Annotated in this window: 22 protein-coding genes; 13 read left to right on the top strand and 9 right to left on the bottom strand. The window is 73.4% G+C overall.

What is annotated here, in order from left to right:
* Nucleotides 1-2: 2 nt before the first annotated feature.
* Nucleotides 3-392, bottom strand: a complete 390-nt coding sequence (locus OG774_RS05550) for a hypothetical protein (protein WP_328307448.1) — start codon at nucleotides 390-392, stop codon at nucleotides 3-5.
* A 61-nt stretch (nucleotides 393-453) separates the two neighbouring features.
* On the bottom strand, nucleotides 454-1227 hold the full coding sequence (locus tag OG774_RS05545; protein ID WP_328307447.1) for an SDR family oxidoreductase: 774 nt from the start codon (nucleotides 1225-1227) through the stop codon (nucleotides 454-456).
* A gap of 201 nt (nucleotides 1228-1428) precedes the next feature.
* Here OG774_RS05545 and OG774_RS05540 point away from each other — a divergent pair, with 201 nt between their 5' ends.
* The 7 genes from OG774_RS05540 to egtD all read left to right on the top strand — a co-directional run bounded on the left by OG774_RS05540 (nucleotide 1429) and on the right by egtD (nucleotide 10381).
* Nucleotides 1429-3054 (top strand): ABC-F family ATP-binding cassette domain-containing protein, encoded by a 1626-nt coding sequence (locus OG774_RS05540; RefSeq protein ID WP_328307445.1) that lies wholly within the window; start codon nucleotides 1429-1431, stop codon nucleotides 3052-3054.
* A gap of 188 nt (nucleotides 3055-3242) precedes the next feature.
* On the top strand, nucleotides 3243-3452 hold the full coding sequence (locus tag OG774_RS05535) for a helix-turn-helix domain-containing protein (RefSeq protein WP_116707459.1): 210 nt from the start codon (nucleotides 3243-3245) through the stop codon (nucleotides 3450-3452).
* 157 nt (nucleotides 3453-3609) lie between these two features.
* Nucleotides 3610-5472, top strand: a complete 1863-nt coding sequence (locus OG774_RS05530) for an ABC transporter ATP-binding protein (protein WP_328307439.1) — start codon at nucleotides 3610-3612, stop codon at nucleotides 5470-5472.
* A 230-nt stretch (nucleotides 5473-5702) separates the two neighbouring features.
* Nucleotides 5703-7112, top strand: a complete 1410-nt coding sequence (gene egtA / locus OG774_RS05525; protein ID WP_328310798.1) for an ergothioneine biosynthesis glutamate--cysteine ligase EgtA — start codon at nucleotides 5703-5705, stop codon at nucleotides 7110-7112.
* Nucleotides 7109-8467 carry an ergothioneine biosynthesis protein EgtB gene (gene egtB / locus OG774_RS05520; RefSeq protein WP_328307437.1) on the top strand — a complete coding sequence of 453 codons (1359 nt, stop codon included), beginning with the start codon at nucleotides 7109-7111 and terminating at the stop codon, nucleotides 8465-8467. The genes egtA and egtB overlap by 4 nt, the downstream gene beginning before the upstream one ends.
* A 4-nt stretch (nucleotides 8468-8471) precedes the next feature.
* Nucleotides 8472-9281, top strand: coding sequence for an ergothioneine biosynthesis protein EgtC (egtC, locus tag OG774_RS05515; RefSeq protein ID WP_328307436.1), 810 nt, complete (start codon nucleotides 8472-8474; stop codon nucleotides 9279-9281).
* Between the two features lie 125 nt (nucleotides 9282-9406).
* Nucleotides 9407-10381 (top strand): L-histidine N(alpha)-methyltransferase, encoded by a 975-nt coding sequence (egtD, locus tag OG774_RS05510; RefSeq protein WP_328307434.1) that lies wholly within the window; start codon nucleotides 9407-9409, stop codon nucleotides 10379-10381.
* Here egtD and OG774_RS05505 read toward each other — a convergent pair.
* From OG774_RS05505 to OG774_RS05480, 6 genes are all read right to left on the bottom strand, one after another.
* Nucleotides 10332-11039 (bottom strand): hypothetical protein, encoded by a 708-nt coding sequence (locus OG774_RS05505; RefSeq protein ID WP_328307432.1) that lies wholly within the window; start codon nucleotides 11037-11039, stop codon nucleotides 10332-10334. The genes egtD and OG774_RS05505 overlap by 50 nt on opposite strands.
* 79 nt (nucleotides 11040-11118) lie before the next feature.
* Entirely contained in the window at nucleotides 11119-11559 is a 441-nt protein-coding gene (locus OG774_RS05500; RefSeq protein ID WP_274194894.1) for a hypothetical protein, read from the bottom strand.
* A 60-nt stretch (nucleotides 11560-11619) separates the two neighbouring features.
* Nucleotides 11620-12573, bottom strand: a complete 954-nt coding sequence (locus OG774_RS05495; protein WP_328307429.1) for a hypothetical protein — start codon at nucleotides 12571-12573, stop codon at nucleotides 11620-11622.
* A gap of 235 nt (nucleotides 12574-12808) precedes the next feature.
* Nucleotides 12809-13081, bottom strand: coding sequence for a hypothetical protein (locus OG774_RS05490; protein ID WP_328307427.1), 273 nt, complete (start codon nucleotides 13079-13081; stop codon nucleotides 12809-12811).
* Nucleotides 13078-13323 (bottom strand): DUF397 domain-containing protein, encoded by a 246-nt coding sequence (locus OG774_RS05485; protein WP_328307425.1) that lies wholly within the window; start codon nucleotides 13321-13323, stop codon nucleotides 13078-13080. The genes OG774_RS05490 and OG774_RS05485 overlap by 4 nt, the downstream gene beginning before the upstream one ends.
* A 116-nt stretch (nucleotides 13324-13439) precedes the next feature.
* The gene (locus OG774_RS05480) at nucleotides 13440-14315 is read right to left on the bottom strand and encodes a helix-turn-helix domain-containing protein (protein WP_328307423.1); all 876 of its coding nucleotides are present in this window, start codon (nucleotides 14313-14315) and stop codon (nucleotides 13440-13442) included.
* Nucleotides 14316-14485: 170 nt separating this feature from the next.
* Between OG774_RS05480 and OG774_RS05475 the strand changes: the two genes are divergently transcribed.
* From OG774_RS05475 to OG774_RS05450, 6 genes are all read left to right on the top strand, one after another.
* On the top strand, nucleotides 14486-15328 hold the full coding sequence (locus OG774_RS05475; RefSeq protein WP_328307420.1) for an SAM-dependent methyltransferase: 843 nt from the start codon (nucleotides 14486-14488) through the stop codon (nucleotides 15326-15328).
* 12 nt (nucleotides 15329-15340) lie between these two features.
* Nucleotides 15341-15865 (top strand): class I SAM-dependent methyltransferase, encoded by a 525-nt coding sequence (locus OG774_RS05470; protein WP_328307418.1) that lies wholly within the window; start codon nucleotides 15341-15343, stop codon nucleotides 15863-15865.
* A 368-nt stretch (nucleotides 15866-16233) separates the two neighbouring features.
* Nucleotides 16234-17724, top strand: a complete 1491-nt coding sequence (locus OG774_RS05465; protein WP_328307416.1) for an aldehyde dehydrogenase family protein — start codon at nucleotides 16234-16236, stop codon at nucleotides 17722-17724.
* Complete coding sequence (locus OG774_RS05460) at nucleotides 17721-19274, top strand: APC family permease (RefSeq protein ID WP_328307414.1); 1554 nt, start codon at nucleotides 17721-17723, stop codon at nucleotides 19272-19274. Before OG774_RS05465 ends, OG774_RS05460 begins: the two co-directional genes overlap by 4 nt.
* Nucleotides 19274-20845, top strand: coding sequence for a GMC family oxidoreductase (locus OG774_RS05455; protein WP_328307412.1), 1572 nt, complete (start codon nucleotides 19274-19276; stop codon nucleotides 20843-20845). Before OG774_RS05460 ends, OG774_RS05455 begins: the two co-directional genes overlap by 1 nt.
* Before the next feature lie 156 nt (nucleotides 20846-21001).
* Nucleotides 21002-21673 (top strand): HAD family hydrolase, encoded by a 672-nt coding sequence (locus OG774_RS05450; RefSeq protein WP_328307410.1) that lies wholly within the window; start codon nucleotides 21002-21004, stop codon nucleotides 21671-21673.
* Nucleotides 21674-21755: 82 nt separating this feature from the next.
* On the opposite strand, the gene OG774_RS05445 is transcribed toward OG774_RS05450, so the two are convergent.
* On the bottom strand, nucleotides 21756-22226 hold the full coding sequence (locus tag OG774_RS05445; protein WP_328307408.1) for a class I fructose-bisphosphate aldolase: 471 nt from the start codon (nucleotides 22224-22226) through the stop codon (nucleotides 21756-21758).
* Between the last annotated feature and the right edge of the window lie 60 nt (nucleotides 22227-22286).

Below are 22286 nucleotides of genomic sequence, written 5' to 3'. Positions count from 1 at the left end.
GGTCACCGGTCGCGGTCCTCCTCGAGGCGGGCCATCTCCTCGAGCGCGGCGCGGTCGGCCTTCGCGCGGGCGTTCCACGCGCGCATCTCGGGCGGGTAGCCGGTGACCTGGACGTCGTGGATCGCGACCTTGCAGGAGCGCGCCAGCTTCTCCGCGGCCTTCGGCGTGCCGACGCGCCGGCGCGTCCACTCCCCGTCGAACGCGACGGCGACGACCGTCGTGTCGGTGGCCGTGGTCTCGGGCTCGACGTAGAACGCGACGCCCTCGCGGGACTTGGCGAACGCGCGGAGGTGGTCGAGGTCGGCGCTCGTGGCCTCGCGGTCGAGCACCTGGCGCCGTCCGTCACCGCCCGTGCCGCCGCCCCCGCGGCGCCATCTGCTGAACAAGCCCATGGGTGTGCACCTCCCCGTTCACCGTCATTCTGCCCGTGTCCGCCTGAGGTGCTCGTGGGGTTCAGGTGCTGCCGGTCGCCAGCAGCCCGCCGTCGACCCGGACGGTCTCCCCGGTGATCCACGAGGCGGCGTCGGAGACGAGGAAGCCGACGAGCGCGGCGACGTCCTCCGGGGTGCCGAGGCGCCGCATCGGGTAGCGGGACGCGACGGCGTCCTCGCCGTCGGCGTAGAGCGCCTCCGCGAAGCGCGTCTTCACGACCGCGGGCGCCACGGCGTTGACGCGGACGTCGGGCCCGAGCTCCCAGGCGAGCTCCTCGGTGAGGCGGATCAGCGCGGCCTTCGACGCCCCGTAGGCGCCGATCACGCCGCTCGAGCGCAGGCCGCCCACCGAGGCCATGTTGACGACGGCGCCGCCGTGCGCGCCCATCCACGCCCGGTGCGCCTCCTGCACGAACCCGAGCGCGGCCACCACGTTGACCTCGAAGATCTTCGAGACGGCCGCGAGGTCCGCGTGCACGAGCGGGCCGTACTGCGGGTTGATGCCGGTGTTGTTGACGAGCACGTCGAGGGAGCCGAACCGCTCGACGCACGCGTCGACGGCGGCGGCCCGCGCGGCCGCGTCGCCGGAGTTGCCGGGCAGCGCCAGCACCCGCTCCGGGGCGCCCAGCGACGCCGCCGCCTCCTCCAGCTCGGCCTGCTTGCGGGCGGTGATCGTCACGGCGGCACCACGGTCGAGCAGGTGGCGCGCCACCCCCAGCCCGATGCCCCGGCTCGCGCCGGTGACGAGGGCGGTGCGCCCGGCGAGGTCCTGAGCAGGGGGAGTGGCGTCGGTCATGGGGCGACCCTAGGGAGGTTCACCTCCTGGCGCCGGAGTTCGTAGGGCAGCGCGACGGAGGAGCGCTGTCGTGCGAATCTCCTTGGCGCGGGCCGGTGAGATCGGAGCGTGCGGCCGGGGCGGTGGTGACTGTCGCCTACACTGGGAAGGTCAGCGTGGCGCCCCGTCCGCCCGCACCGACCCTCCCCGAGGACTCCTCCCGTGATCACCGCGTCCGATCTCGAGCTGCGCGCCGGCTCGCGCATCCTGCTGTCCGGGACGTCGCTGCGCGTCCAGCCGGGCGACCGGATCGGGCTGGTCGGGCGCAACGGCGCGGGCAAGACGACGACGCTGCGCAGCCTCGCCGGCGTCGCCGAGCCCTACGGCGGGACGATCCGCCGCACCGGGCCGGTCGGCTACCTGCCGCAGGACCCCCGCGAGGGCGACCTCACGGTGCTCGCGCGCGACCGCGTGCTGTCGGCCAAGGGGCTCGACGAGCTGCTGCGCGACATGGAGAAGACGCAGACCGCGATGGCCGAGCTCGCCGACGACGCCGCGCGCGACCGGGCGATCGCCCGCTACGGCCGCCTCGAGGAGCGGTTCGCCGACCTCGGGGGCTACGCCGCCGAGAGCGAGGCGGGGCGGATCTGCTCGAACCTCGGCCTGCCCGCGCGCGTGCTGTCCCAGCCCCTGCAGACGCTCTCGGGCGGTCAGCGCCGGCGCGTCGAGCTGGCCCGCATCCTCTTCGCCGCCAGCGGCGACTCGGGCGGCAACGCCGGGACGACGCTGCTGCTCGACGAGCCCACGAACCACCTCGACGCCGACTCCATCGGCTGGCTGCGCTCGTTCCTGCTCTCCCACGACGGCGGGCTCATCGTGATCAGCCACGACACCGAGCTGATCGAGGCCGTGGTCAACAAGGTGTGGTTCCTCGACGCCACCCGCGGCGAGCTCGACAGCTACAACATGGGCTGGGCGAAGTACCAGCAGGCCCGCGCCGACGACGAGGCCCGCCGCCGCCGCGAGCGTGCCAACGCCGAGAAGAAGGCCGGCGCGCTGCAGGTCCAGGCCGCGAAGATGGGCGCGAAGGCCACGAAGGCCGTCGCCGCCAAGCAGATGGCCCGCCGCGCGCAGGCCATGCTCGACGGGCTCGACGAGCAGCGCACCGAGGACAAGGTGGCGCACATCCGCTTCCCGGCCCCCGCGGCGTGCGGGCGCGTGCCGATGACGGCGCAGGGCCTGTCGAAGACCTACGGCTCGCTCGAGGTCTTCACCGGCGTCGACCTCGCCGTCGACCGCGGGTCCCGGGTGGTGATCCTCGGCCTCAACGGCGCCGGCAAGACGACGCTGCTGCGGATCCTGGCGGGCGCCGAGGACCCTGACACGGGCGCGGTCGAGGCCGGCCACGGCCTGCGCACCGGCTACTTCGCGCAGGAGCACGACACGCTCGACATGGACCGCAGCGTCTGGGAGAACGCCCGCAGCGCGGCGCCGGACACCCCGGAGCAGCAGCTGCGCACCCTGCTCGGCGCGTTCCTCTTCACGGGCGAGCAGCTCGAGCAGCCCGCCGGCACGCTCTCCGGCGGCGAGCGCACCCGCCTCGCGCTCGCGGGTCTGGTCTCCAGCGCGGCCAATGTCCTGCTGCTCGACGAACCGACCAACAACCTCGATCCGGCCAGCCGCGAGAAGGTGCTCGACGCCCTGCGCCGATTCGAGGGCGCGGTCGTGCTCGTCACCCACGACCCGGGTGCGGTCGAGGCCCTGGAGCCCGAACGCGTCATCCTGCTGCCCGACGGCACCGAGGACCATTTCTCCACCGAGCACCTCGAACTGGTCGAGCTCGCCTGACCCTGTCGGCCACGGTCGCAAGGTAGCTGACATTCCCGCAGGTAGACGGCGTACCGCAAACGGACGCTGATCCACTCCGATCGGCCGAACCGCTTACCGATCACGCGGAATGTGCCGTGGCGCACATCCTACTTTTCGATCACCATGGTTCGACCGGACGTGCGGTCGGAGCAAGGGGTGAGATCGAGATGGCCGATCTGAAGAAGGGTGCACGGATCACGGGCACCCAGCGGGACAAGCTCGCCACGGATCTGAAGAAGAAGTACGAGAAGGGCGCGAGCATCCGTTCGCTCGCCGAGTCCACGGGCCGCTCGTACGGGTTCGTGCACCGGGTGCTGTCCGAGTCGGGCGTGACGCTGCGCGGGCGCGGGGGCGCCACGCGGACGAAGAAGAAGTAGGGGCGCGACCCCTCGTCCGTGTCGGCGAGGGGTACACCTCGTTCCAGAGGATCCGGCGGCCCACCACCCGCCGGCCACGGGACGGCTCGCTTGACCTCGACATTGGTCGAGGTCGCACGCTCTCGGGGTACACGGTCCGAGGAGCGGAGGGCGAACCATGGACGCCTGGTCGTTGATGCAGTCGGCGGCGCAGGCGGACAGCGTGCCGCGCTCCGTGCCGAAGGGGACGCTGCCCCGGATCTGGCGCTTCGCCCACCGCCACCACCGGATGCTGGCGGTGTTCCTGACCCTGGCCACCGCCTCGGCGGTGATCGGCGTCGCGACGCCCGTCCTCGCGGGGCGCGTGATCTCCGCGATCACCAGCGCCGCGCCGGCCTCGACCGTCGTGATGATCGCCCTGGTCATCGCGGGTCTCGCCGTGGTCGACGCGGGGCTCACCCTCGCCGAGCGCTGGCTGTCGTCGCGCATCGGCGAGGGCCTGATCTACGACCTGCGCCTCGCGGTGTTCTCCCACGTCCAGCGGATGCCGCTGGCCTTCTTCACGCGCACGCGCACCGGCTCGCTGGTCAGCCGGCTGAACAACGACGTCATCGGCGCGCAGCGCGCGTTCACCTCGACGCTGTCGGGCCTCGTCACCAACTCGATCCAGCTCGTCCTGGCGGTCGTGGTCATGGTGGCGCTGGCCTGGCAGGTGACGCTCCTCGCGCTGATCCTCCTGCCGATCTTCATCCTGCCGGCACGACGCATGGGCCGGCGGATCGCGGCGCTGCAGCGGGAGTCGGCCGACCTCAACGCCTCGATGACCGGGCAGATGACCGAGCGCTTCTCCGCGGGCGGCGCGACGCTGGTCAAGCTGTTCGGGCGCCCGCAGGCCGAGGCCGACGAGTTCGGTGACCGGGCCGACCGCGTCCGCGCGGTCGGGGTGCGCACGGCGATGGTCAACCGCGTCTTCCTCACCTGCCTGACGCTGGTCTCGGCGCTGGCGCAGGCGCTGGTCTACGGGCTCGGCGGCTGGCTCGCGGTCACCGGCTCCCTCGACGCCGGCACCGTCGTGGCGCTGGCGCTGCTGCTCACGCGGCTCTACTCCCCGCTGACCTCGCTGGCGAACGCCCGCGTCGACGTCATGAGCGCGCTCGTCAGCTTCGAGCGGGTCTTCGAGGTGCTGGACCTGGAGCCCGTCCTCACCGAGCCGGCGACGCCCACGCCGCTGCCCGCCGGCCCCCTCGGGGTGCGGCTGCACGACGTGCGGTTCACCTACCCGTCGGCCTCCGAGGTGTCGCTGGCCTCACTGGAGGAGGTCGCACGCCTCGACGACCGGGTGGAGCACGAAATCCTGCACGGCGTCGGCCTGTCGGTGGCGCCCGGCGGCATGCTCGCGCTGGTCGGCCCGTCGGGCGCGGGGAAGTCGACGATCGCCTCGCTGCTGCCCCGGCTCTACGACGTCGACAGCGGCGGGGTCGAGATCGGCGGCGTGGACGTGCGCGAACTGTCCTTCGCCGACCTGCGCGGCGCCGTGGGCGTCGTCACGCAGGACGGACACCTCTTCCACGACACGGTGCGGGCCAACCTGGCCTACGCGGCCCCCGGCGCGACGGACGCGCAGCTGCGCGAGGCGATGGTGCGCGCGCGGCTCGGCGAGCTGCTCGACGAGCTGCCGGCCGGCCTGGACACGGTGGTGGGGGAGCGCGGGCACCGGCTCTCGGGCGGGGAGCGCCAACGGCTGACGATCGCGCGGCTGCTGCTGGCGTCGCCGCGGGTGGTGGTGCTGGACGAGGCCACCGCCCACCTGGACTCGGAGTCGGAGTACGCGGTGCAGGAGGCGCTCACGGAGGCGCTGGTCGGGCGCACGGCCGTCGTCATCGCCCACCGCCTCTCGACGGTGCGGGCGGCCGACACGATCGCCGTCGTCGAGCACGGGCGCGTGGTGGAGCAGGGCACGCACGACGAGCTCCTGGCCCGCAGCGGCCGCTACGCGGACCTCTACCACACGCAGTTCGCCTCACGTCCGAGCGCAGCCTGACTAACCACTCACAGTGACATTCGCTTCGCGGCCACTCGGCGCTCGACCCCCTGCGGGGCGCCGAGGGCGCGTGTAGCGTCGCTGAGCGTCCGTGCGCGTCCGCAGCAGTTCCCGGCGAGCCTGTCGGGTCGGTCGATCAGGGAGGCTCCGTGCCGAAGTCGTCACCCTCGGTATGCGATTCCGGTGGCGCCCCGAGCGCCCCGACGTCACCACCGGCGGGTCCGCCCGTGATGCGGCACCCGGTCGCCCTCGATCCCGCGTCGCCGCTGACCGACCGCGCGACCGCGGAGGCCTACGTCGCCTCCGTGTGCTTCAAGCACGGGCCGCCGCGCCTCGTCGGCACCGAGCTCGAGTGGCTCGTCCGCGACGCCCACGACCCCGCGCACCCCCTCGATCCCGCGCTGCTGGCCCGTGCCCTCGGCCCGCACGCCCCCGCCACCCTCCCCTCCCCGAGCACGGTCGAGACCAACGGCCACCGCCCCCACCGTCAGACCCCCGAGAGCTCCGGACCCACCCCGCTCCCCGCGGGGGCCGCGGTCACCGTCGAGCCCGGCGGGCAGGTGGAGATCGCCAGCCTCCCGCTGCCGAGCGTCGGCGACCTCGTACGGGCCGTACGCCTCGACGCGGGCGCCATCCGCGAGCGGCTGGCCGCCGAGGGACTGGTCACCGTCCCGCGGGCCAGCGATCCGCTGCGTCCGCCACGGCGATTGCTCGACGTGCCGCGCTACCAGGCCATGGAGGCCTCGTTCGACCGCATCGGCCCGCACGGCCGCACGATGATGTGCTCGACCACCGCCGTGCAGGTGTGCGTCGACGCCGGCGAGGGTGCCGACGTCGCCCGGCGCTGGGCCGCGCTGCACGAGCTCGGGCCCGTCCTGCTCGCCGCGTTCGCCAACTCGCCGGCGGTGCACGGCCGCCGCACCGGGTGGAAATCGACGCGCATGGCGAGCTGGCTGGCGCTCGATCCCGAGCGCACCTCGCCCCCCGCCGGCCTGGGCGCCGACCCCGGCCGGGAGTACGCGCGGCGGGCGCTCGACACCCACCTGCTGTGCGTGCGCCGCGACGGCGCCGGCGGGGTGTCCTGGAAGGCGCCCGACGTCACGTTCGCCCAGTGGATCGACGGCGCACTCGACACCGCGCCCACCCTCGCGGACCTCGACTACCACCTGACCACGCTCTTCCCTCCCGTGCGCCCGCAGGGCCACCTCGAGGTCCGCTACATCGACCAGCAGGCCGGTGACGAGTGGGTGGTGCCGCTCGTCGTCGTCGCGGCGCTGATGCACGACCGGGACACGGTGGCGCGCGCCCGCGCCGCGGCCGAGCCTGCCGTCGACCGCTGGACCGCCGCCGCCCGCCACGGGCTCGACGACCGCGTCCTGCGCCGGGCCGCGGGGGAGGTCTTCGCGCAGGCCCACCGCACGCTCGCCGGACCCGCGTTCGCCGACCTCGACGCCGACGTCCGCGAGCTGGTCGACCACGTGATCAGCGAGCGGGTGCTGCACGGGCGCTGCCCGGCCGACGAGCCGCTCGACCCCGCCGAGACCCACCTGCCCCCGGCGGCCGCCCCGCCGCCGTCCGATCCCGACGACCTGTACCCGTCGCCGGGCGACCGATCCTCCTCGGAGGTGAGCAGTCCATGACCGCCACCAGCCACACCCAGGGCGAGACCGGGGACGTCCCCGCGCTGCGCCGACGCCTCGCCGCCGACCTGGAGGCGGCGCGGGCCCGGACGCGCGCCCTGACCCACGACGTCTTCGCCGCGGACGACGCCGACTTCACCCGTCAGCACTCGCCGCTGATGTCGCCGTTCCACTGGGACGTCGCGCACATCGCGAACATGGAGGACTACTGGCTGGTGCGCCGCGGCGCCCCGGACACCGAGGAGACCGCCGGGGTCCGCGAGGACCTCGACCAGTACTACGACGCGTTCACCAACCCGCGCGCCGGGCGCCCCCAACTCCCGCTGCTGAGCCCCGCCGAGGCGCGGGCGTACGGCGACCAGGTGCGCGAGAAGGCCCTCGCCCACCTCGAGGCCGGAGGGTTCGACGAGCGCCGCACCCTGGCCGGGGGCTTCGTGTTCGGCATGATCGTCCAGCACGAGCAGCAGCACGTGGAGACGATGCTCGCCACCCACCAGCTGCGCGCCGGGGCCCCGGTGCTGCACGCCGACCCGCCGCCGCCCTCGGTGGTGCCCGGGCTCGCCGGCACCGAGATCTTCCACCCGGGTGCGGAGTTCCTGATGGGGACGTCCGACGAGCCGTTCGCGCTCGACAACGAGAAGCCCGCGCACCCCGTCCGCGTCGACGACTTCTGGCTCGACGCCGCCCCGGTGACCAACGCCGAGTTCGCCCGCTTCGTCGACGCCGGCGGCTACGCCGACCGCTCGCTGTGGTCCGGGGCGGGCTGGGAGCACATCACCGGCGAGGGCTGGCACGCGCCGATGACCTGGGAGAAGGTCGAGGACCGGTGGTACCGGACGTCGTTCGGGGTGCGCGAGGCGATCGCCGACGTCGGCGACCAGCCCGTGCTGCACGTCAGCTTTCACGAAGCCGCGGCCTACGCCGCCTGGGCGGGCAAGCGCCTGCCCACCGAGGTCGAGTGGGAGTTCGCCGCCCGCTACGACCACGCCTCGGGCGTCACCCGGCGCTTCCCGTGGGGCGACGAGGACCCGAGCCCCGAGCGCGCCAACCTCGACCAGCGCCACCTGCAGCCCGCGCCGGTCGGCGCCTACCCGGCCGGGGCCTCGCCGCTCGGCGTGCACCAGCTGATCGGTGACGTCTGGGAGTGGTGCGACTCCGGCTTCGAGGGCTACCCGGGCTTCGAGCCGTTCCCGTACAAGGAGTACTCCGAGGTCTTCTTCGGCGGCGACTTCCGGATGCTGCGCGGGTCGTCGTTCGGCGTCGGCACGCCCAACGCCCGCACCACGTTCCGCAACTGGGACCTGCCGATCCGTCGTCAGATCTTCTCCGGCTTCCGCTGCGCACGGTCGGCGTAACGGCGTGTGCCGCCACCTGGCCCACGTGGGCCCGACGCCGGTGACCCTGGCGTCGCTGCTGACCGAGCCGTCGCACTCCCTGCTCGTGCAGAGCTACGCCCCGGCCGACATGCGCGGCGGCGGCACCGTGAACGCCGACGGCTTCGGGGCGGGATGGCTCCGCCACGTGAGGGGAACGGGTCGTCATGACGACCCACATCACTCACGAGGCGTAGCCCTCTACCGGCGCGACGACCCGATGTGGACCGACGCGTCGTTCCTCGACCTCGTGCGGGCGGTGGAGACCACGGCGCTGGTCGCCGCGGTGCGCTCGGCGACGGTCGGCATGCCGGTGTCCACGGCGGCCTGCGCCCCGTTCCGCGGCGACGCCGGCGGGTCGACGTGGTTGTTCAGCCACAACGGCGTGGTCCGTGGCTGGCCGCACAGCATGGCCGACCTCGCGGCCACGCTCCCCGCCCTCGACCTGCTGACCCTCGAGGCGGCCACCGACTCGGCGCTGCTGTGGGCCCTGCTCCGCGCCCGGATCGCCGCGGGCAAGGACCCCGTCGACGCCGTCGCCGGCGTGGTGACCGACGCGCTGGCCGCCGCTCCCGGCTCGCGGCTCAACCTGCTCCTGGGCGACGGCGAGCAGGTGGTCGCCACGGCCGTCGACCACGCCCTGTCCTACCGGGCGTGGCCCGACGGCGGGGTGACCGTCGCCTCGGAGCCCCTGGACGACGACCCGGCCTGGACCCCGGTCCCCGACGGGTCGCTGCTCGTCGCCCGGCCCGGCGAGGGGCACGACCCCCCGTCCGTCACGGTCGCCGCCTTGTAGTCCGGGGCTGCAGCCCGGCGCTCTCCGGAGCGCCCCCGAGATCTCTGGGACCCGTTCCCGACGCCGTGAACGCCGGCGCGCCGACCCGGCGCGCGCCCCGACACCCAGGACGTGAATCGACACCGATGAGCCTGCCCGCCCTCGACGTACACCTCACCGCCGACGACGCCGACGCCGCCCTGCGCACCGACGCGCGGCGCGGCCTGACGTCGACCCCCAAGATCCTCACCCCGCAGTGGCTCTACGACGCCCGGGGGAGCGAGCTGTTCGAGCAGATCACCGCGCTGCCCGAGTACTACCCCTTCACCGCCGAGCGCGAGGCCCTCGCCGCCCACTCCGACGCGATCGCCCGGACCGCCGAGGCCGACACCCTCGTCGAGCTCGGCTCCGGGTCGTCGTCGAAGACCCCCGTGCTGCTCGACGCCCTGCACCGCGCGGGCACCCTGCGCCGCTACGTGCCCGTCGACGTGTCCCCGTCGGCGCTCGAGGAGGCGATCCCGGGGCTGATCGGGGCGTACCCGGAGCTCGACGTGCACGCGGTGGTCGCCGACTTCACCAGCGACCTGCGCAGCGTGCCGAGCGACGGCGGCCGGCGCCTGGTCGCCCTGCTCGGCGGGACGTTCGGCAACTTCGAGCCCGCCGACCGGCAGACCTTCCTCGCCGCCCTCGCCGACGCCCTCGAGCCGGGGGAGGCGTTCCTCGTCGGGACCGACCTCGCCAAGGACGAGTCGACGCTGGTCGCGGCCTACGACGACTCCCAGGGCGTCACCGCGGCGTTCAACCTCAACGTGCTCTCGGTGCTCAACCGCGTGCTGGGCGCCGACTTCGACCGCTCGGGCTTCGACCACCTCGCGGTGTGGGTGCCGCAGTCGAGCCGGATCGAGATGCGCCTGCGGGCCCGGCGCCCGATGCACGTGCGCGTGCCGGAGCTCGACCTCGAGATCGACTTCGCGGCCGGCGAGGAGATGCGTACGGAGATCTCGACGAAGTTCACGCGGGAGCGGATCCGGGACGAGCTGGGCGCCGCGGGGTTCTCCCACGACGGCTGGTTCACCGACCCGCAGGGCCGTTTCGCACTGTCGGTGGCCGTACGCCGCTGACCGGGACCAGCGGCGAGGACAAACCGTTCGCGAGGCCCTTCGTCACGCCGCCGGTCGCCGGCGACGCCACCGAGGACACGGTCCCCGAGAGGCGGACGATCCCCGTCGCCGCCGGTGGGGGTGCGGTGGCGCTCCGCGGGACCATGGCCGAGAGCAGGGGCGCCGACGTGCCGACCGGCGCCGCCGGGAGGGCCTCGTCGGCACCGGTCTCGTCCGGGGCCCCGGACTCCGACGACCCCTCGGGACCGGGCTCGTCCAGCACCCACCGTCCGTCGACGGGTCGCTTGGCGAGGCTCGGCCCGGCGGTCAGGGCGTCCACCGACACCGTGCGGAGACGGCGGCGCGCCCTGGCGACGTGACGGGCCGCCCCGCGCACGACGACGGCCACCACCAGCCGGTCGCCGTGCGGGTCGGGCACGGCGTGCAGGACGTGGTGGTGGCCGTCGTCGGTGCTCACGGTGAGCTCGGCCAGCGCGGGGCCCGCCACGGCGGCGGCCGCGCGGACCATGTCCGCGTGGCTCGCCCCGAGCAGCTCGAGGTCGGCGAGCGAGGGGTGCTCGTCGGGGGCGTCGACGTAGCCGTCCAGGACGAGACCGCTGTCGACGTCGACGAGGGTGGCGGCGACGATGCTGCGGTCGTCCAGCAACGGGCGCAGCACCGCCGACAGCCCGTCCGAACGGACACACGTCAGATGCTGGTGCCGCCCCACCCTCGCCGCTCCCGTCCGCCGGTCGTGATCAGCGCCGGCCCACGGCGGGGTAGTAGCCCTGGTCCTGCGCGGGGACGGCCGCCGCCGACGACGGGTCGTCGAGGTAGAAACGCTGACCGATCATCCGCAGGTCGCGCCGCGCCATCGCGAGGTTGGCCTGCTGCCGGTTGAGCACGAGGTAGAAGAAGAGCTTGTCCTCGTTGTTCGAGTAGATCGGCCGGATGAGGTGGTACTGCGAGTCGAGGGTGATCAGGATGTCCTCGATCGTCTCGCGCAGGCCCAGCTTCTGCATGACGTCGAACTTGGCCCGGACGACCTCGCTGTTGCCGGGGGCGGCGACGTCCAGGTCGAACTCGGCGCTGCCGCCGCGGGAGCCCAGGGTCATGCCGCTGTCGTAGTCGACGATCGCCACGGCGAAGGCGCCCTTGATGTTGGCGGCCTGGTTGAGGGCGTATTCGATGTCGCTCATGGATTGCCTCCGTATCGGGGTCCGCTCCGGGGTCCTGGGAGCGGGAGAGGTGGTCGTGGCCTAGCGGCCGGGTAGGGCCGGCGGCGGACCGTGCGGTGGGGCTCCGGCCGGCAGCGGTGGAAGGTCCAGCTCCGCTCCGCTGCGTGTCCCGGTGCCGCGTCCCAGGCGGAGCAGGCCCGCCAGGACACGACGCAACGTCTCGGGATCGGTGCGCCACCGTTGGGAGAGCACACCGGCGCTGTCCTGGGGTGGTGAACGCCGGTGCTCGTGGTCGGCCGGTGGGACGGGTCCCGCCGGCCGGGTCGTGGGTGCCTGCCCCACCGGGCGGCGGGGCTCCGGCAGTGCGGGCGGGTCGGTGGCCTCCGCGGCCGGCGACGCTGCCGGTCCCCGGGTGGGCCACGGGGTGGGCACGGCGGCGATCGCCGCCGGTGCGGCCGCGGGTGCCGCGGCCGGGCTCGAGGGGTCCGGCACGCGACGCGGGAACGTGCCGCCCATCGGGTGCGCCGCGGGCGGTGCCGAGGGTGCCGCCGGCGCAGCGGCCGGCAGCGCTGTCGCCACGGGCGCCGGGACCGGAGCGCCGGGAGGCCGGTGTGTGGACGACGAGAGCGTGGGCACGGCCGGGGCCGGTCGTGCCGCCGACGGGGACGCGACGGCGGCGAGGCGCCGCCGGGCGAGGGCGAGGTTGCCGCGCTCCCGGTCGACCCGCAGGTAGACCCAGGAGCCGCGGGACGGAGCGCCGTCGACCGCCCTCAGGAGGTGGTGGGCGGTGTCCGAGGTGACGATCACGTCCTCGAGGGCGAGCCCCCGGTCCGACGCCACCCCGCCCGCGCGCCGGCCCCAGGCGAGCACCGCGCCCGCGGTACAGCCGTCGGTGCCGATCTCGGCGAGGACGTGCCCGCCCTCGTCGAGGAGGGACGCGTGGGCGAGACCGGGGAGGTCCCGGAGGGCCTCGAGGGCGGCCGTGGCGGGCGACGGTGCCGTGGCCGGGAGGGCGACCGAGGTCGACGGGGTCACCGAGGTCACCGAGGTCGCAGGGGCTCCGGGGGTGTCCCCCCGGCGGGCCGCCGGTCGCGCCGCCTCCGTGATCACGAATTCCTCTCGCTCGCCTCTCGATGAGGTCACGAGCCTAGGTTCCTCACCTACGGAGAGCAATCGACCGAACAGGGAACCCGGACTGTCCGGGTGATGCAACCGATCGTCCGCATCCGGAGTGATTACTCTGCGCCGAACGGAGTCTCCGGAGGGCCGTTCAGGCCGACGCGCGGGGAACGAGCCGGGACCACAGCCCGCCGGTGCGCCGATCGGGTGCCGCCGCCGCGGTCTCGCCGGTCGCCATGGCGCACGACGGGCAGCGTCCCGCCGGAGGCGCGGCCAGCGACGAGGCCCACACGGTGGCCCGGCAGAGGGCCTCGTACCGGCCGTCGCCGCCCTGGGCGGCGACGAACGCGGCGTCGGACACGGCGTGGTCCGCACCGTCGACGGCGCAGGTCAGCCACAGGGCGCGGGTGCCGGGCCGCCTCATGCCGAGCGCTCGGTGTGGTCGTCGGGGAGCAGGTCGTCGTAGGCCCCGCCCTTGACGGCGGCGACGAACGCGCTCATCTCGGCGACCGAGAACACGAGCGCCGGCCCCTCGGGGAAGCGGGAATTGCGGACGGCGACACCCCGCGCGCGCACCGGCGCGAGCTCGACGCAGTTGCCCTGCTTGCCCGAGCGGGCGCTCTTGCGCCACGTCACGCCGGGGAGGGCGACTCGTGCATTCGCCACCTGGCCCATGCGACCGCCTCGCTCATCTGCACGTGCATCCGACAGTGCAGCCACCGTAGCAAGCGCTTTGATCATGTGCACGTGCAGACGCCGTCCGGCGGGTCTCCCGCCGGCCGTCAGCCCTCGGCGACGATCTTGGAGAGGTGCTGGCGCGTCTCGTCCGGGGTCAGCGCGTCGACGGCGACCCGGTCCATCACGCGGCTGTAGGACTCCACGTCGGCCCGCTTGTCGAGGTACACCGCCGCGGTGAGGTGCTCCTGGTAGACGAGGTCGGGCAGCTCGGGCTCGGAGAAGCGCAGGATCGAGAAGGTGCTCTCGGCGGCGTACCCGGACAGGCCGAACGGCAGGACCTGCACGACGACGTTGGGCAGCGACGACAGCTCGAGCAGGTGCTCGATCTGGGCGACCAGCGCCGAGGGGCCGCCGATGGGGCGGTGCAGCACCGACTCGTCGAGGATCGCCCACACCGTCGGGGCGTCGCGGCGCCCGAGGGTCTGCTGGCGGCGCATGCGCACGGCGAGACGACGCTCGTCGTCGGGCGTGGCGCGGTCCGGGTGGCCCGACGTGATGATCGCGCGGGCGTAGTCCTCGGTCTGGAGCAGGCCGGGCACGAACATCAGCTCGTAGGTCTGGATGCGCGAGGCGCTCATCTCCAGGCCCACGTAGTCCTCGAACCAGTCGGGGAGGACGTCGCCGTAGGGCTGCCACCAGCCCGGCTCGTTGCTGCGGCGCGTGGTGTCGAGCAGCAGCTCGCGCTCGGCGTCGTCGGTGATCCCGTAGAGGGTCAGCAGGTCGGCGACGTCGCGCTCCTTGAAGCCGACCTTGCCGGCCTCGAGGCGCGACATCTTGGAGTCCGAGCCGCGGATGGACCACGCGGCGTCGGAGCGGGCGACCCCGGCCCGTTCACGCAGGCGCCGCAGCTGGGCCCCCAGGATGATCCGGCGTGCGGTGGGCCCGGTGCCCGCCGGCTCGGTCTGGTCCCGATCCGCCACGCTCGTGCGCTCCCCGTTCGACTGCTGGGACTCCACGGCGTGTGCCGCCGGGCACGAGACGTTACACGCCGTCCCGTGCCGGTGTCCGCTGATCGACCCGTCCCGGAGGAGCGGAGGTTAGGCTCCTAGGGTGAGCGACCGTCCGTGATCGCACCGCCCGATGGGAAGTCATGACCGCTGCGCACTCCTCGTCCCGTCCGGGGTCCGCTCCCGCCTACATCGACACGTCCAAGGCGAGCATCGCGCGGGTCTACGACACCGCCCTCGGCGGCAAGGACAACTACCCGGCCGACCGCGAGGTCGTCGAGCGCCTGCGCCAGGTCGCTCCCGAGATCGGCCAGTTCACGATGGACCACCGCGCCTTCCTGGTGCGCGCGGTCCGCTTCCTCGCGGGCGAGGCCGGCATCGACCAGTTCCTCGACTGCGGCTCGGGCCTGCCCACGGCGGAGAACACCCACCAGGCCGCTCAGCGCCTCAACCCCGAGGCCCGCGTCGTCTACGTCGACAACGACCCCACGGTCGTCGCGCACGGACGGGCCCTGCTCGAGGAGAACGACCAGACGTTCTTCGCGCCGGCGGACCTCACCGAGCCCCGCCAGGTGCTCGACGACCCGGTGGTCACGCGGAACCTCGACTTCACCCGGCCGATCGCGCTGCTGCAGCTCGGCACGCTGCACCACTACGACGAGTCCGGCCCGCTGTCCTGCGTCGAGATCATGCAGCAGTACATCGACGCCCTGCCCTCGGGCTCGTACGTCGCGCTGAGCCACTTCTTCGACCCGCAGAACGAGGACAGCGAGCTCGCGCGGCGCATGGAGAACGTCTTCCTGCACAGCCCGCTGGGCAGCGGCACGTTCCGCACCGAGGAGCAGATCCTCGCGATGATGCCGGGTCTCGACCTGGTCGACCCGGGCCTCACGCTCTGCGTGCAGTGGTGGCCGGACGGACCCCAGCTGCGGCCGCTCGTCGCCGCCCAGCGCTGCATCGTCGGCGTCGTGGGCCGCAAGCCCTGAGCCCGACACACCGTGAGCAGGGCTGATCGCGCCCGCTGGGACGCCCGCTTCGGCGGGCTCGGCGCGGGGGAGCCCGGGCCGCCGGGGGCGCTGGTCGGCCGCGAGCAGCTCGTCCCGACCTCCGGGCGGGCGCTGGACCTCGCGTGCGGTCGGGGCACGGTGGCGGTCTGGCTCGCCCGCCGCGGGCTGACCGTCGACGCCGTCGACGTCTCCCCGGTGGGCCTCGCCGCCGGGCGGGAGCTCGCCGGTGGGACGCCCGTGCACTGGATCGAGGCCGACCTCGACGACGGGCTGCCGGTCGCCGGGCCCTACGACGTCGCCGTGTGCCAGCGCTTCCGCGCGCCGTCGCTCTACCCGGCCCTCGCCGGTCTCCTCGCGCCGGGCGGCCTGCTCGTCGTCACCGTGCTGTCCGAGGTCGGCGACACCGGCGGTCCGTTCCGGGCCCCGCCCGGCGAGCTGCTGGCCGCCTTCTCCCACCTCGAGGTGCTGCACCACGAGGAGGGCGACGGCGAGGCGCGCCTGGTCGCCCGGCGCTAGTCCGGCGGGCGCCACCCCAGCACGCCGTCGAGCCCCCGCACCGTCAGCGCGGACGGCGCGAGGCGGCCCAGGCCGTCGCGCAGGGCCGTCGGCAGGCGGCCGGGCATCCCGGGATCGGGGCGTCCCACCCCGCCCGGCCCAGCGCGAGCGCCGTCGCGAGGCCGCCGATGCCGCCGCCGACCACCAGCGCACCTCCGGACACCCCGTCGTGTTCCCGGGCCACGCCGGGCGACACGTGCTCCGGCGTCACTCCTCGTGGCCACGCGTGTGGTCGGTGTCGAGAGATGGTGCCGACGGTGGGAGAGGGTCGATACTCATCACGGCCCGCACAGGGCCGACCGGGTGATGTGACCGAGGAGGCGCCGGACGTGGGGCAGCTGTTCATCGACGGAGCGTGGGTGTCGGCGGTCGACGGGGGACGACGGGAGATCCGATCTCCTGCCTACGGGACCCTCGTGGCCGAGGTCGACGAGGCGGGTCCGAAGGACACCGAGCTCGCGATCGCCGCGGCTCGGCGGTCCTTCGACGACAAGCGCTGGTCGTCCGTGCCGGCGCAGGAGCGCGGCGCACTCCTGCTGCGGGTGGCCGACCTGCTGCAGCGCGACAAGGCACGGCTCGCGAAGGCCGAGACCGACGACACCGGCAAGCGGGTGGTCGAGTCCGAGATCGACATGGACGACATCACGAACTGCTTCCGGTGGTTCGGGCACATCTCCGCCACCGACGACGGGCGGCTGGTCGACACCGGCATCCCCGCCGCGCGCAGCAAGGTCGTCCACGAGCCCGTCGGCGTCTGCGGGCTCATCACGCCGTGGAACTACCCGCTGCTGCAGACCGCCTGGAAGGTGGCGCCGGCGCTGGGGGCGGGGTGCTCGTTCGTCCTCAAACCCAGCGAGCTGACGCCGCACACCGCGATCATCCTCATGGAGCTGCTCGCCGAGGCCGGCCTGCCCGACGGCGTCGCCAACCTCGTCCTCGGGGCGGGTGCGGCGGCCGGGGCACCGCTGTCGAGCCACCCCGACGTGGACCTCGTGAGCTTCACCGGCGGCCGGCAGACCGGGCGGAAGATCATGGAGTCGGCGGCGGCCACGGTGAAGAAGGTCGCGCTGGAGCTGGGCGGCAAGAACCCGCTGGTGATCTTCGACGACGCCGACCACGAGACCGCGGTGGACAACGCCCTGACGGCGATCTTCCTGCACTCCGGTCAGGTGTGCTCCGCCGGCGCGCGGCTGGTGGTCCAGGAGTCGGCGCACGACCGGATCGTCGACGACCTCGTCGCGCGCGCGCAGCGCATCGTCATGGGCGGGCCGGACGATCCCCGCACCGAGACCGGCCCGCTGATCTCCGCCGCGCACCGCGAGAAGGTCGAGGCCTACGTCGCGGCCGGGGTCGCCGAGGGCGCGGTGCTGCGCTGCGGCGGCGAGCGCCCGACCGACCCGGACCTGCAGAACGGCTACTTCTACCCGCCGACGATCCTCGACCGCTGCACCCAGGACATGTCCGTGGTGCACGACGAGTCGTTCGGCCCGGTGCTGACCGTCGAGACCTTCACCGACCTCGACGACGCCGTCCGCATCGGCAACGACACCGCCTACGGCCTGGCGGGCGCGGTCTTCTCGTCCGATCACGGCAACGGCGAGGAGGTCGCCGCGCGCCTGCGCCACGGCACCATCTGGATCAACGACTTCGGGCCGTACGTGCCCGCGGCCGAGTGGGGCGGCTTCGGGCACTCGGGCTTCGGGCGGGAGCTCGGCCGTGAGGGCCTCGCGGAGTACCAGGAGGCCAAGCACATCTGGACCAACACCCGACCGGGTCCGACCGGGTGGTTCCCCTCTTCCAGCCAAGGGAGTGGTTCGTGAGTACGGAGAACAAGGACGCGGGGACCGACGCCGCGGACATCGACGAATTCGGCTACAAGCCGAGCCTCGTGCGGTCCCTCGGCAGCTTCCACACGTTCGCGGCCGGGATCAGCTACATCTCGATCCTCACCGGCACGTTCCAGCTCTTCTACTTCGGTCTCGGGTCCGGCGGACCGGCGTACTGGTGGTCGTGGCCGCTGGTCTTCGTCGGCCAGCTCATGGTCGCGCTGTGCTTCTGCGAGCTCGCCGCGCGCTTCCCGGTGGCCGGCTCGATCTACAACTGGACCAAGCGCCTGACCAGCCCGCACACCGCCTGGCTGGCCGGCTGGACGATGCTCACGGCCTCGATCGTCTCGATCGCGGCGGTCGCCCTGGCCCTGCAGGCGACGCTGCCGGAGCTCTGGGACGGTTTCCAGTTCATCCCCGACCCGACCGGCGAGGACACGACGGCGCAGGCCCTCAACGGCGTCGTGCTGGCCACGGTCCTCATCCTCTTCACCACCGCGATCAACGCCTTCGGCACCCAGCTGATGGCGCGCATCAACTCCGCGGGCGTGTTCATCGAGCTGATCGCGGCCGTGCTGCTGATCATCCTGCTCGCGATCAACATCGTGCGCGGCCCGCAGATCGTGTTCGACACCGGCGGCGTCGACACCAGCGGGCGACCGCTCGGCTACGCCGGAGCCTTCCTCGTGGCCATGTTCGCGTCGCTGTACGTCATGTACGGGTTCGACACCGCGAGCTCGCTGGCCGAGGAGTCGCACGAGCCCCGGAAGAACGCCCCGAAGGCGATCCTCCGCGCGCTGTTCTTCTCGTTCCTGCTCGGCGGGCTGATCCTGCTGTTCGCGCTCATGTCGGCTCCGGACCTCAGCGACCCGGCCTTCTCGAGTCTCGGTGGTCTCCAGAACCTCATCCTCGCCGTGCTCGGCCCGCTCGGCGGGTCGGTCATCCTCGTCGCGGTCGTCATCGCGGTCATCGTCTGTGCGCTCGCGGTGCACGCCGCGGCGATCCGCCTGGCCTTCGCGATGAGCCGGGACAACAACCTGCCCGCCGGCTCGAAGCTGTGCACGATCAGCCCGCGCTTCGGCACCCCGATCGTCTCCTCGGTCGTGATCGGCGCGCTCGCGATCGTCCTGCTGCTGGTGACCTTCAGCCCGCAGATCTACACCGTCGTCACCTCGATCGCGATCATCATGATCTACACCGCCTACCTGCTGGTGACGGTCCCGCTGCTGATCAAGCGCCTGCGCGGCCAGTGGGAGCCCCGCGAAGGCGCCTTCTCGCTGGGCCGCTGGGGCATCCCGGTCAACATCGTGGCGGTGCTCTGGGGCGGGTTCATGGCGATCAACCTCGCCTGGCCCCGCAACGAGGTCTACAACGCCACCGAGCCGTTCCACTGGTACCTGCAGTGGGGCGGGGTGCTGCTGCCGGGCCTCATCCTCGGCGCCGGCTTCGCGTACTACTGGACCGTCCAGCGGCACAAGACCGGCGTCGTGGCCGAGCACGCGCGCGCCGACGTCACCACCGACACCCCCACCCAGGAGGCGTGATGGCCGAGAACGAGTTCGACTACGTCGTCGTCGGCGGGGGCACCGCCGGCTGCGCGGTGGCCTCACGCCTCTCCGAGGACCCGGACGTGTCGGTCTGTCTCATCGAGGCCGGGCCCTCCGACGTCGGCGACGACGCGATCCTCGACCTGAGCCGCTGGATGGAGCTGCTCGAGTCCGGCTACGACTGGGACTACCCGATCGAGCCCCAGGAGTCGGGCAACTCCTACATGCGCCACGCCCGGGCGAAGGTGCTCGGGGGCTGCTCGTCGCACAACTCCGCGATCGCCTTCTGGGCACCGAAGGAGAACCTCGACGACTGGGCCGCGAGCGGGGCGACGGGGTGGAGCGCCGAGGAGTGCTACCCCTTCTACCGCAAGCTCGAGACCGCGCTGGACACGACGGAGGAGGCCGAGGCCCCCGGTCGCGGCACCGACGGACCGGTCACCATCCGCACCGTCGGGGACCAGGACCCCTGCGGCGAAGCGCTGCTCGCGGCGTGCGAGCAGGTCGGGCTCCCGACGACCCCGTTCAACACCGGGCGCACGGTGCTGCGAGGGGCGAACTGGTTCCAGGTCAACGCGAAGACCGACGGCTCGCGGTCGTCGGCGTCGGTGGCCTACATCCACCCGAACCTGGGCCGCCCCAACCTCACGCTGATGACCGGCTACCGGGCCGAGAAGCTGAACCTCGACACGTCCGGCCCGCGTCCCCGGGCCACCGGCGCGCGCCTGCGCACCCCGGACACCCGGCACGCGATCGACGTGACCGCCCGCCGCGAGGTGATCCTCTCGTCGGGGGCCATCGACGGGCCGAAGCTGCTGATGCTCTCGGGCATCGGCCCGGCCGAGCACCTGCGCGAGGTCGGCATCGAGGTCGTCGTCGACTCCCCGGGCGTGGGGGAGAACCTCCAGGACCACCCCGAGGGACTCGTGCAGTGGGAGGCCCTGCAGACGATGCCGGTGGTGTCGACGCAGTGGTGGCAGATCGGGATCTTCGCGGGCTCCGAGGGCCGCACCACCCCGGACCTGATGTTCCACTACGGCTCGGTGCCGTTCGACATGAACATCGTGCGCTACGGCTACCCGACCTCGGACAACACGTTCTGCCTCACGCCGAACGTCACCGGGGCGCAGTCCAAGGGCACGGTGCGGCTCTCGACCCGCGACTACCACGACAAGCCCAAGGTCGACCCGCGCTACTTCAGCCACGACCACGACCGCGAGGTCATGATCCGCGGGATCCGGGTGGCCCGGGAGATCGCGGCGGCGCCCGCGCTGAAGGACTGGGTGGGCAAGGAGCTCGCCCCGGGCACCGGGGCGGAGTCCGACGAGGAGCTCTTCGAGTACATCCGCACCACCCACAACACCGTCTACCACCCGTCCTGCACGGTGAAGATGGGCGCGGACTCCGACCGGATGGCCCCCGTCGACGCGCAGCTGCGGGTGAAGGGCGTCGACGGCCTGCGCGTCGCCGACGGGTCGGTCATGCCGGACCTGATCACGGTGAACCCGTGCATCACCACGATGATGATCGGCGAGCGCTGCGCCGACTTCATCACCAACCCGCGCTAGGCGCCCGACCGGGCCCGCCCCGACCGACGGGGCGGGCCCGGCGGGGCGGGCGATCCGGGCTCGGGTGAGGTGTCGTGACGGTTCCCGGGGCCTCGTCGCCGTGTGTCCGATCGCGCTCCGCATGCGCCGAGGGCCCTCTCGGGCACCCCGGACCTCATGACCGACACCCAGGGCACGGTGATCCTCGACGTCGACGGGACCCTCGTCGACACGAACTACCACCACGCGCTCGCCTGGTACCGGGCGTTCCGCCGCTACGACGTCACGGTGCCCGTCTGGACCATCCACCGCCACATCGGGATGGGCGGCGACCAGCTCGTCGGCGCCGTCGCGGGCGACGACGTCGAGCGCGAGCACGGCGACGACATCCGCGCCGCGTGGCTCGAGCAGGCCGACAGGATGCTCGACGAGATCAGCGCGCTGCCGGGCGCGCACGCGCTTCTCGAGGCCGTCCGCGGGGCGGGGTTCGGGCTGGTCATGGCGAGCTCGGGCAAGCCGCACCACGTGGAGCGGTACGCCGAGCTGATCGACGCGGGCGACCTCCCCGAGGCCTGGGTGAGCTCGGGCGACGTCGAGCAGACCAAGCCGGCGCCGGATCTGCTGCAGGTGGCCATGGAACGCGTGGGCGCGGACGCCGCGGTGGTCGTCGGCGACTCCGTGTGGGACTGCCGCGCCGCCGCGCGCCTCGGGCTCCCGTCGGTGGCCGTGCGCACCGGCGGCTTCTCGAACGACGAACTGCGCGAGGCGGGCGCGACGTCGGTGTACGCGTCGGTGGAGGAGCTGACGGGCGACGTGACCGCGCTGAAGCCCCAGGAACCGACGGCCTGAGGCCCGGCGGGTTCCGGCGAAGGGCACCTTCGGCCGCTCTATCCGGCCGAAGGCGCCCTTCGCGCGGAACGCCGCGCCACCGTCAGGCCGCGCGTCCGGGGCTCCACTCGCCGCGGTTGGCCGCGCCGGTGAGCCGGAGGCGCTCCGCGAAGGCGTCCTGGGCGGCCGCGACGTTCTCCTCCGCGCCGGCCCACACCGACATCGGACGGCCCTGCAGCGCGCGGGCGTAGGAGAAGCTCACGGTCCAGGGCTGCGGGCCGCGGCGGGCGATGGCGTCGAGGTTGGCCGTCGCCTGCTCGTCGTCCTGACCCCCCGAGAGGAACACGATGCCCGGCACGGCGGCGGGGATCGTGCGGTGCAGCACCTCGAGCGTGCGGTCGGCGACCTCGTCCGGGCCGGCCTGGTCGGGTCCGCCGTAGCCGGACACCACCATGTTGGTCTTCACGAGCACGCCCTCGAGGGCGACCCGCTGGCGCCGCAGCTGCTCGACGACCGCCGCCAGCACGGCCTCCGTGACCTCGGCGGACCGGTCGATGCCGTGGTCGCCGTCCATGATCGACTCCGGGCTCCACGATCGGCACCAGGCCGGCTTCCTGGGCCAGAGCGGCGTAGC

It is taken from the genome of Actinomycetospora sp. NBC_00405, assembly GCF_036044095.1.
GTDB classification, from domain to species: Bacteria; Actinomycetota; Actinomycetes; order Mycobacteriales; family Pseudonocardiaceae; genus Actinomycetospora; species Actinomycetospora callitridis.
Note: the sequence above shows the minus strand (reverse complement) of the source record. Positions and strands in the feature narration are given on the sequence as shown.

What these genes read in the sequence shown, in the direction of transcription:
- OG774_RS05530 (WP_328307439.1), top strand. Translation starts at nt 3,610, where the DNA reads ATGGACGCCTGGTCGTTGATGCAGTCGGCGGCGCAGGCGGACAGCGTG.
- OG774_RS05450 (WP_328307410.1), top strand. Translation starts at nt 21,002, where the DNA reads ATGACCGACACCCAGGGCACGGTGATCCTCGACGTCGACGGGACCCTC.
- egtA (WP_328310798.1), top strand. Translation starts at nt 5,703, where the DNA reads ATGCGGCACCCGGTCGCCCTCGATCCCGCGTCGCCGCTGACCGACCGC.
- OG774_RS05500 (WP_274194894.1), bottom strand. Translation starts at nt 11,559, where the DNA reads ATGAGCGACATCGAATACGCCCTCAACCAGGCCGCCAACATCAAGGGC.
- OG774_RS05475 (WP_328307420.1), top strand. Translation starts at nt 14,486, where the DNA reads ATGACCGCTGCGCACTCCTCGTCCCGTCCGGGGTCCGCTCCCGCCTAC.
- egtD (WP_328307434.1), top strand. Translation starts at nt 9,407, where the DNA reads ATGAGCCTGCCCGCCCTCGACGTACACCTCACCGCCGACGACGCCGAC.
- egtB (WP_328307437.1), top strand. Translation starts at nt 7,109, where the DNA reads ATGACCGCCACCAGCCACACCCAGGGCGAGACCGGGGACGTCCCCGCG.
- OG774_RS05490 (WP_328307427.1), bottom strand. Translation starts at nt 13,081, where the DNA reads ATGAGGCGGCCCGGCACCCGCGCCCTGTGGCTGACCTGCGCCGTCGAC.
- OG774_RS05445 (WP_328307408.1), bottom strand. Translation starts at nt 22,226, where the DNA reads ATGGACGGCGACCACGGCATCGACCGGTCCGCCGAGGTCACGGAGGCC.
- OG774_RS05455 (WP_328307412.1), top strand. Translation starts at nt 19,274, where the DNA reads ATGGCCGAGAACGAGTTCGACTACGTCGTCGTCGGCGGGGGCACCGCC.
- OG774_RS05535 (WP_116707459.1), top strand. Translation starts at nt 3,243, where the DNA reads ATGGCCGATCTGAAGAAGGGTGCACGGATCACGGGCACCCAGCGGGAC.
- OG774_RS05545 (WP_328307447.1), bottom strand. Translation starts at nt 1,227, where the DNA reads ATGACCGACGCCACTCCCCCTGCTCAGGACCTCGCCGGGCGCACCGCC.
- OG774_RS05550 (WP_328307448.1), bottom strand. Translation starts at nt 392, where the DNA reads ATGGGCTTGTTCAGCAGATGGCGCCGCGGGGGCGGCGGCACGGGCGGT.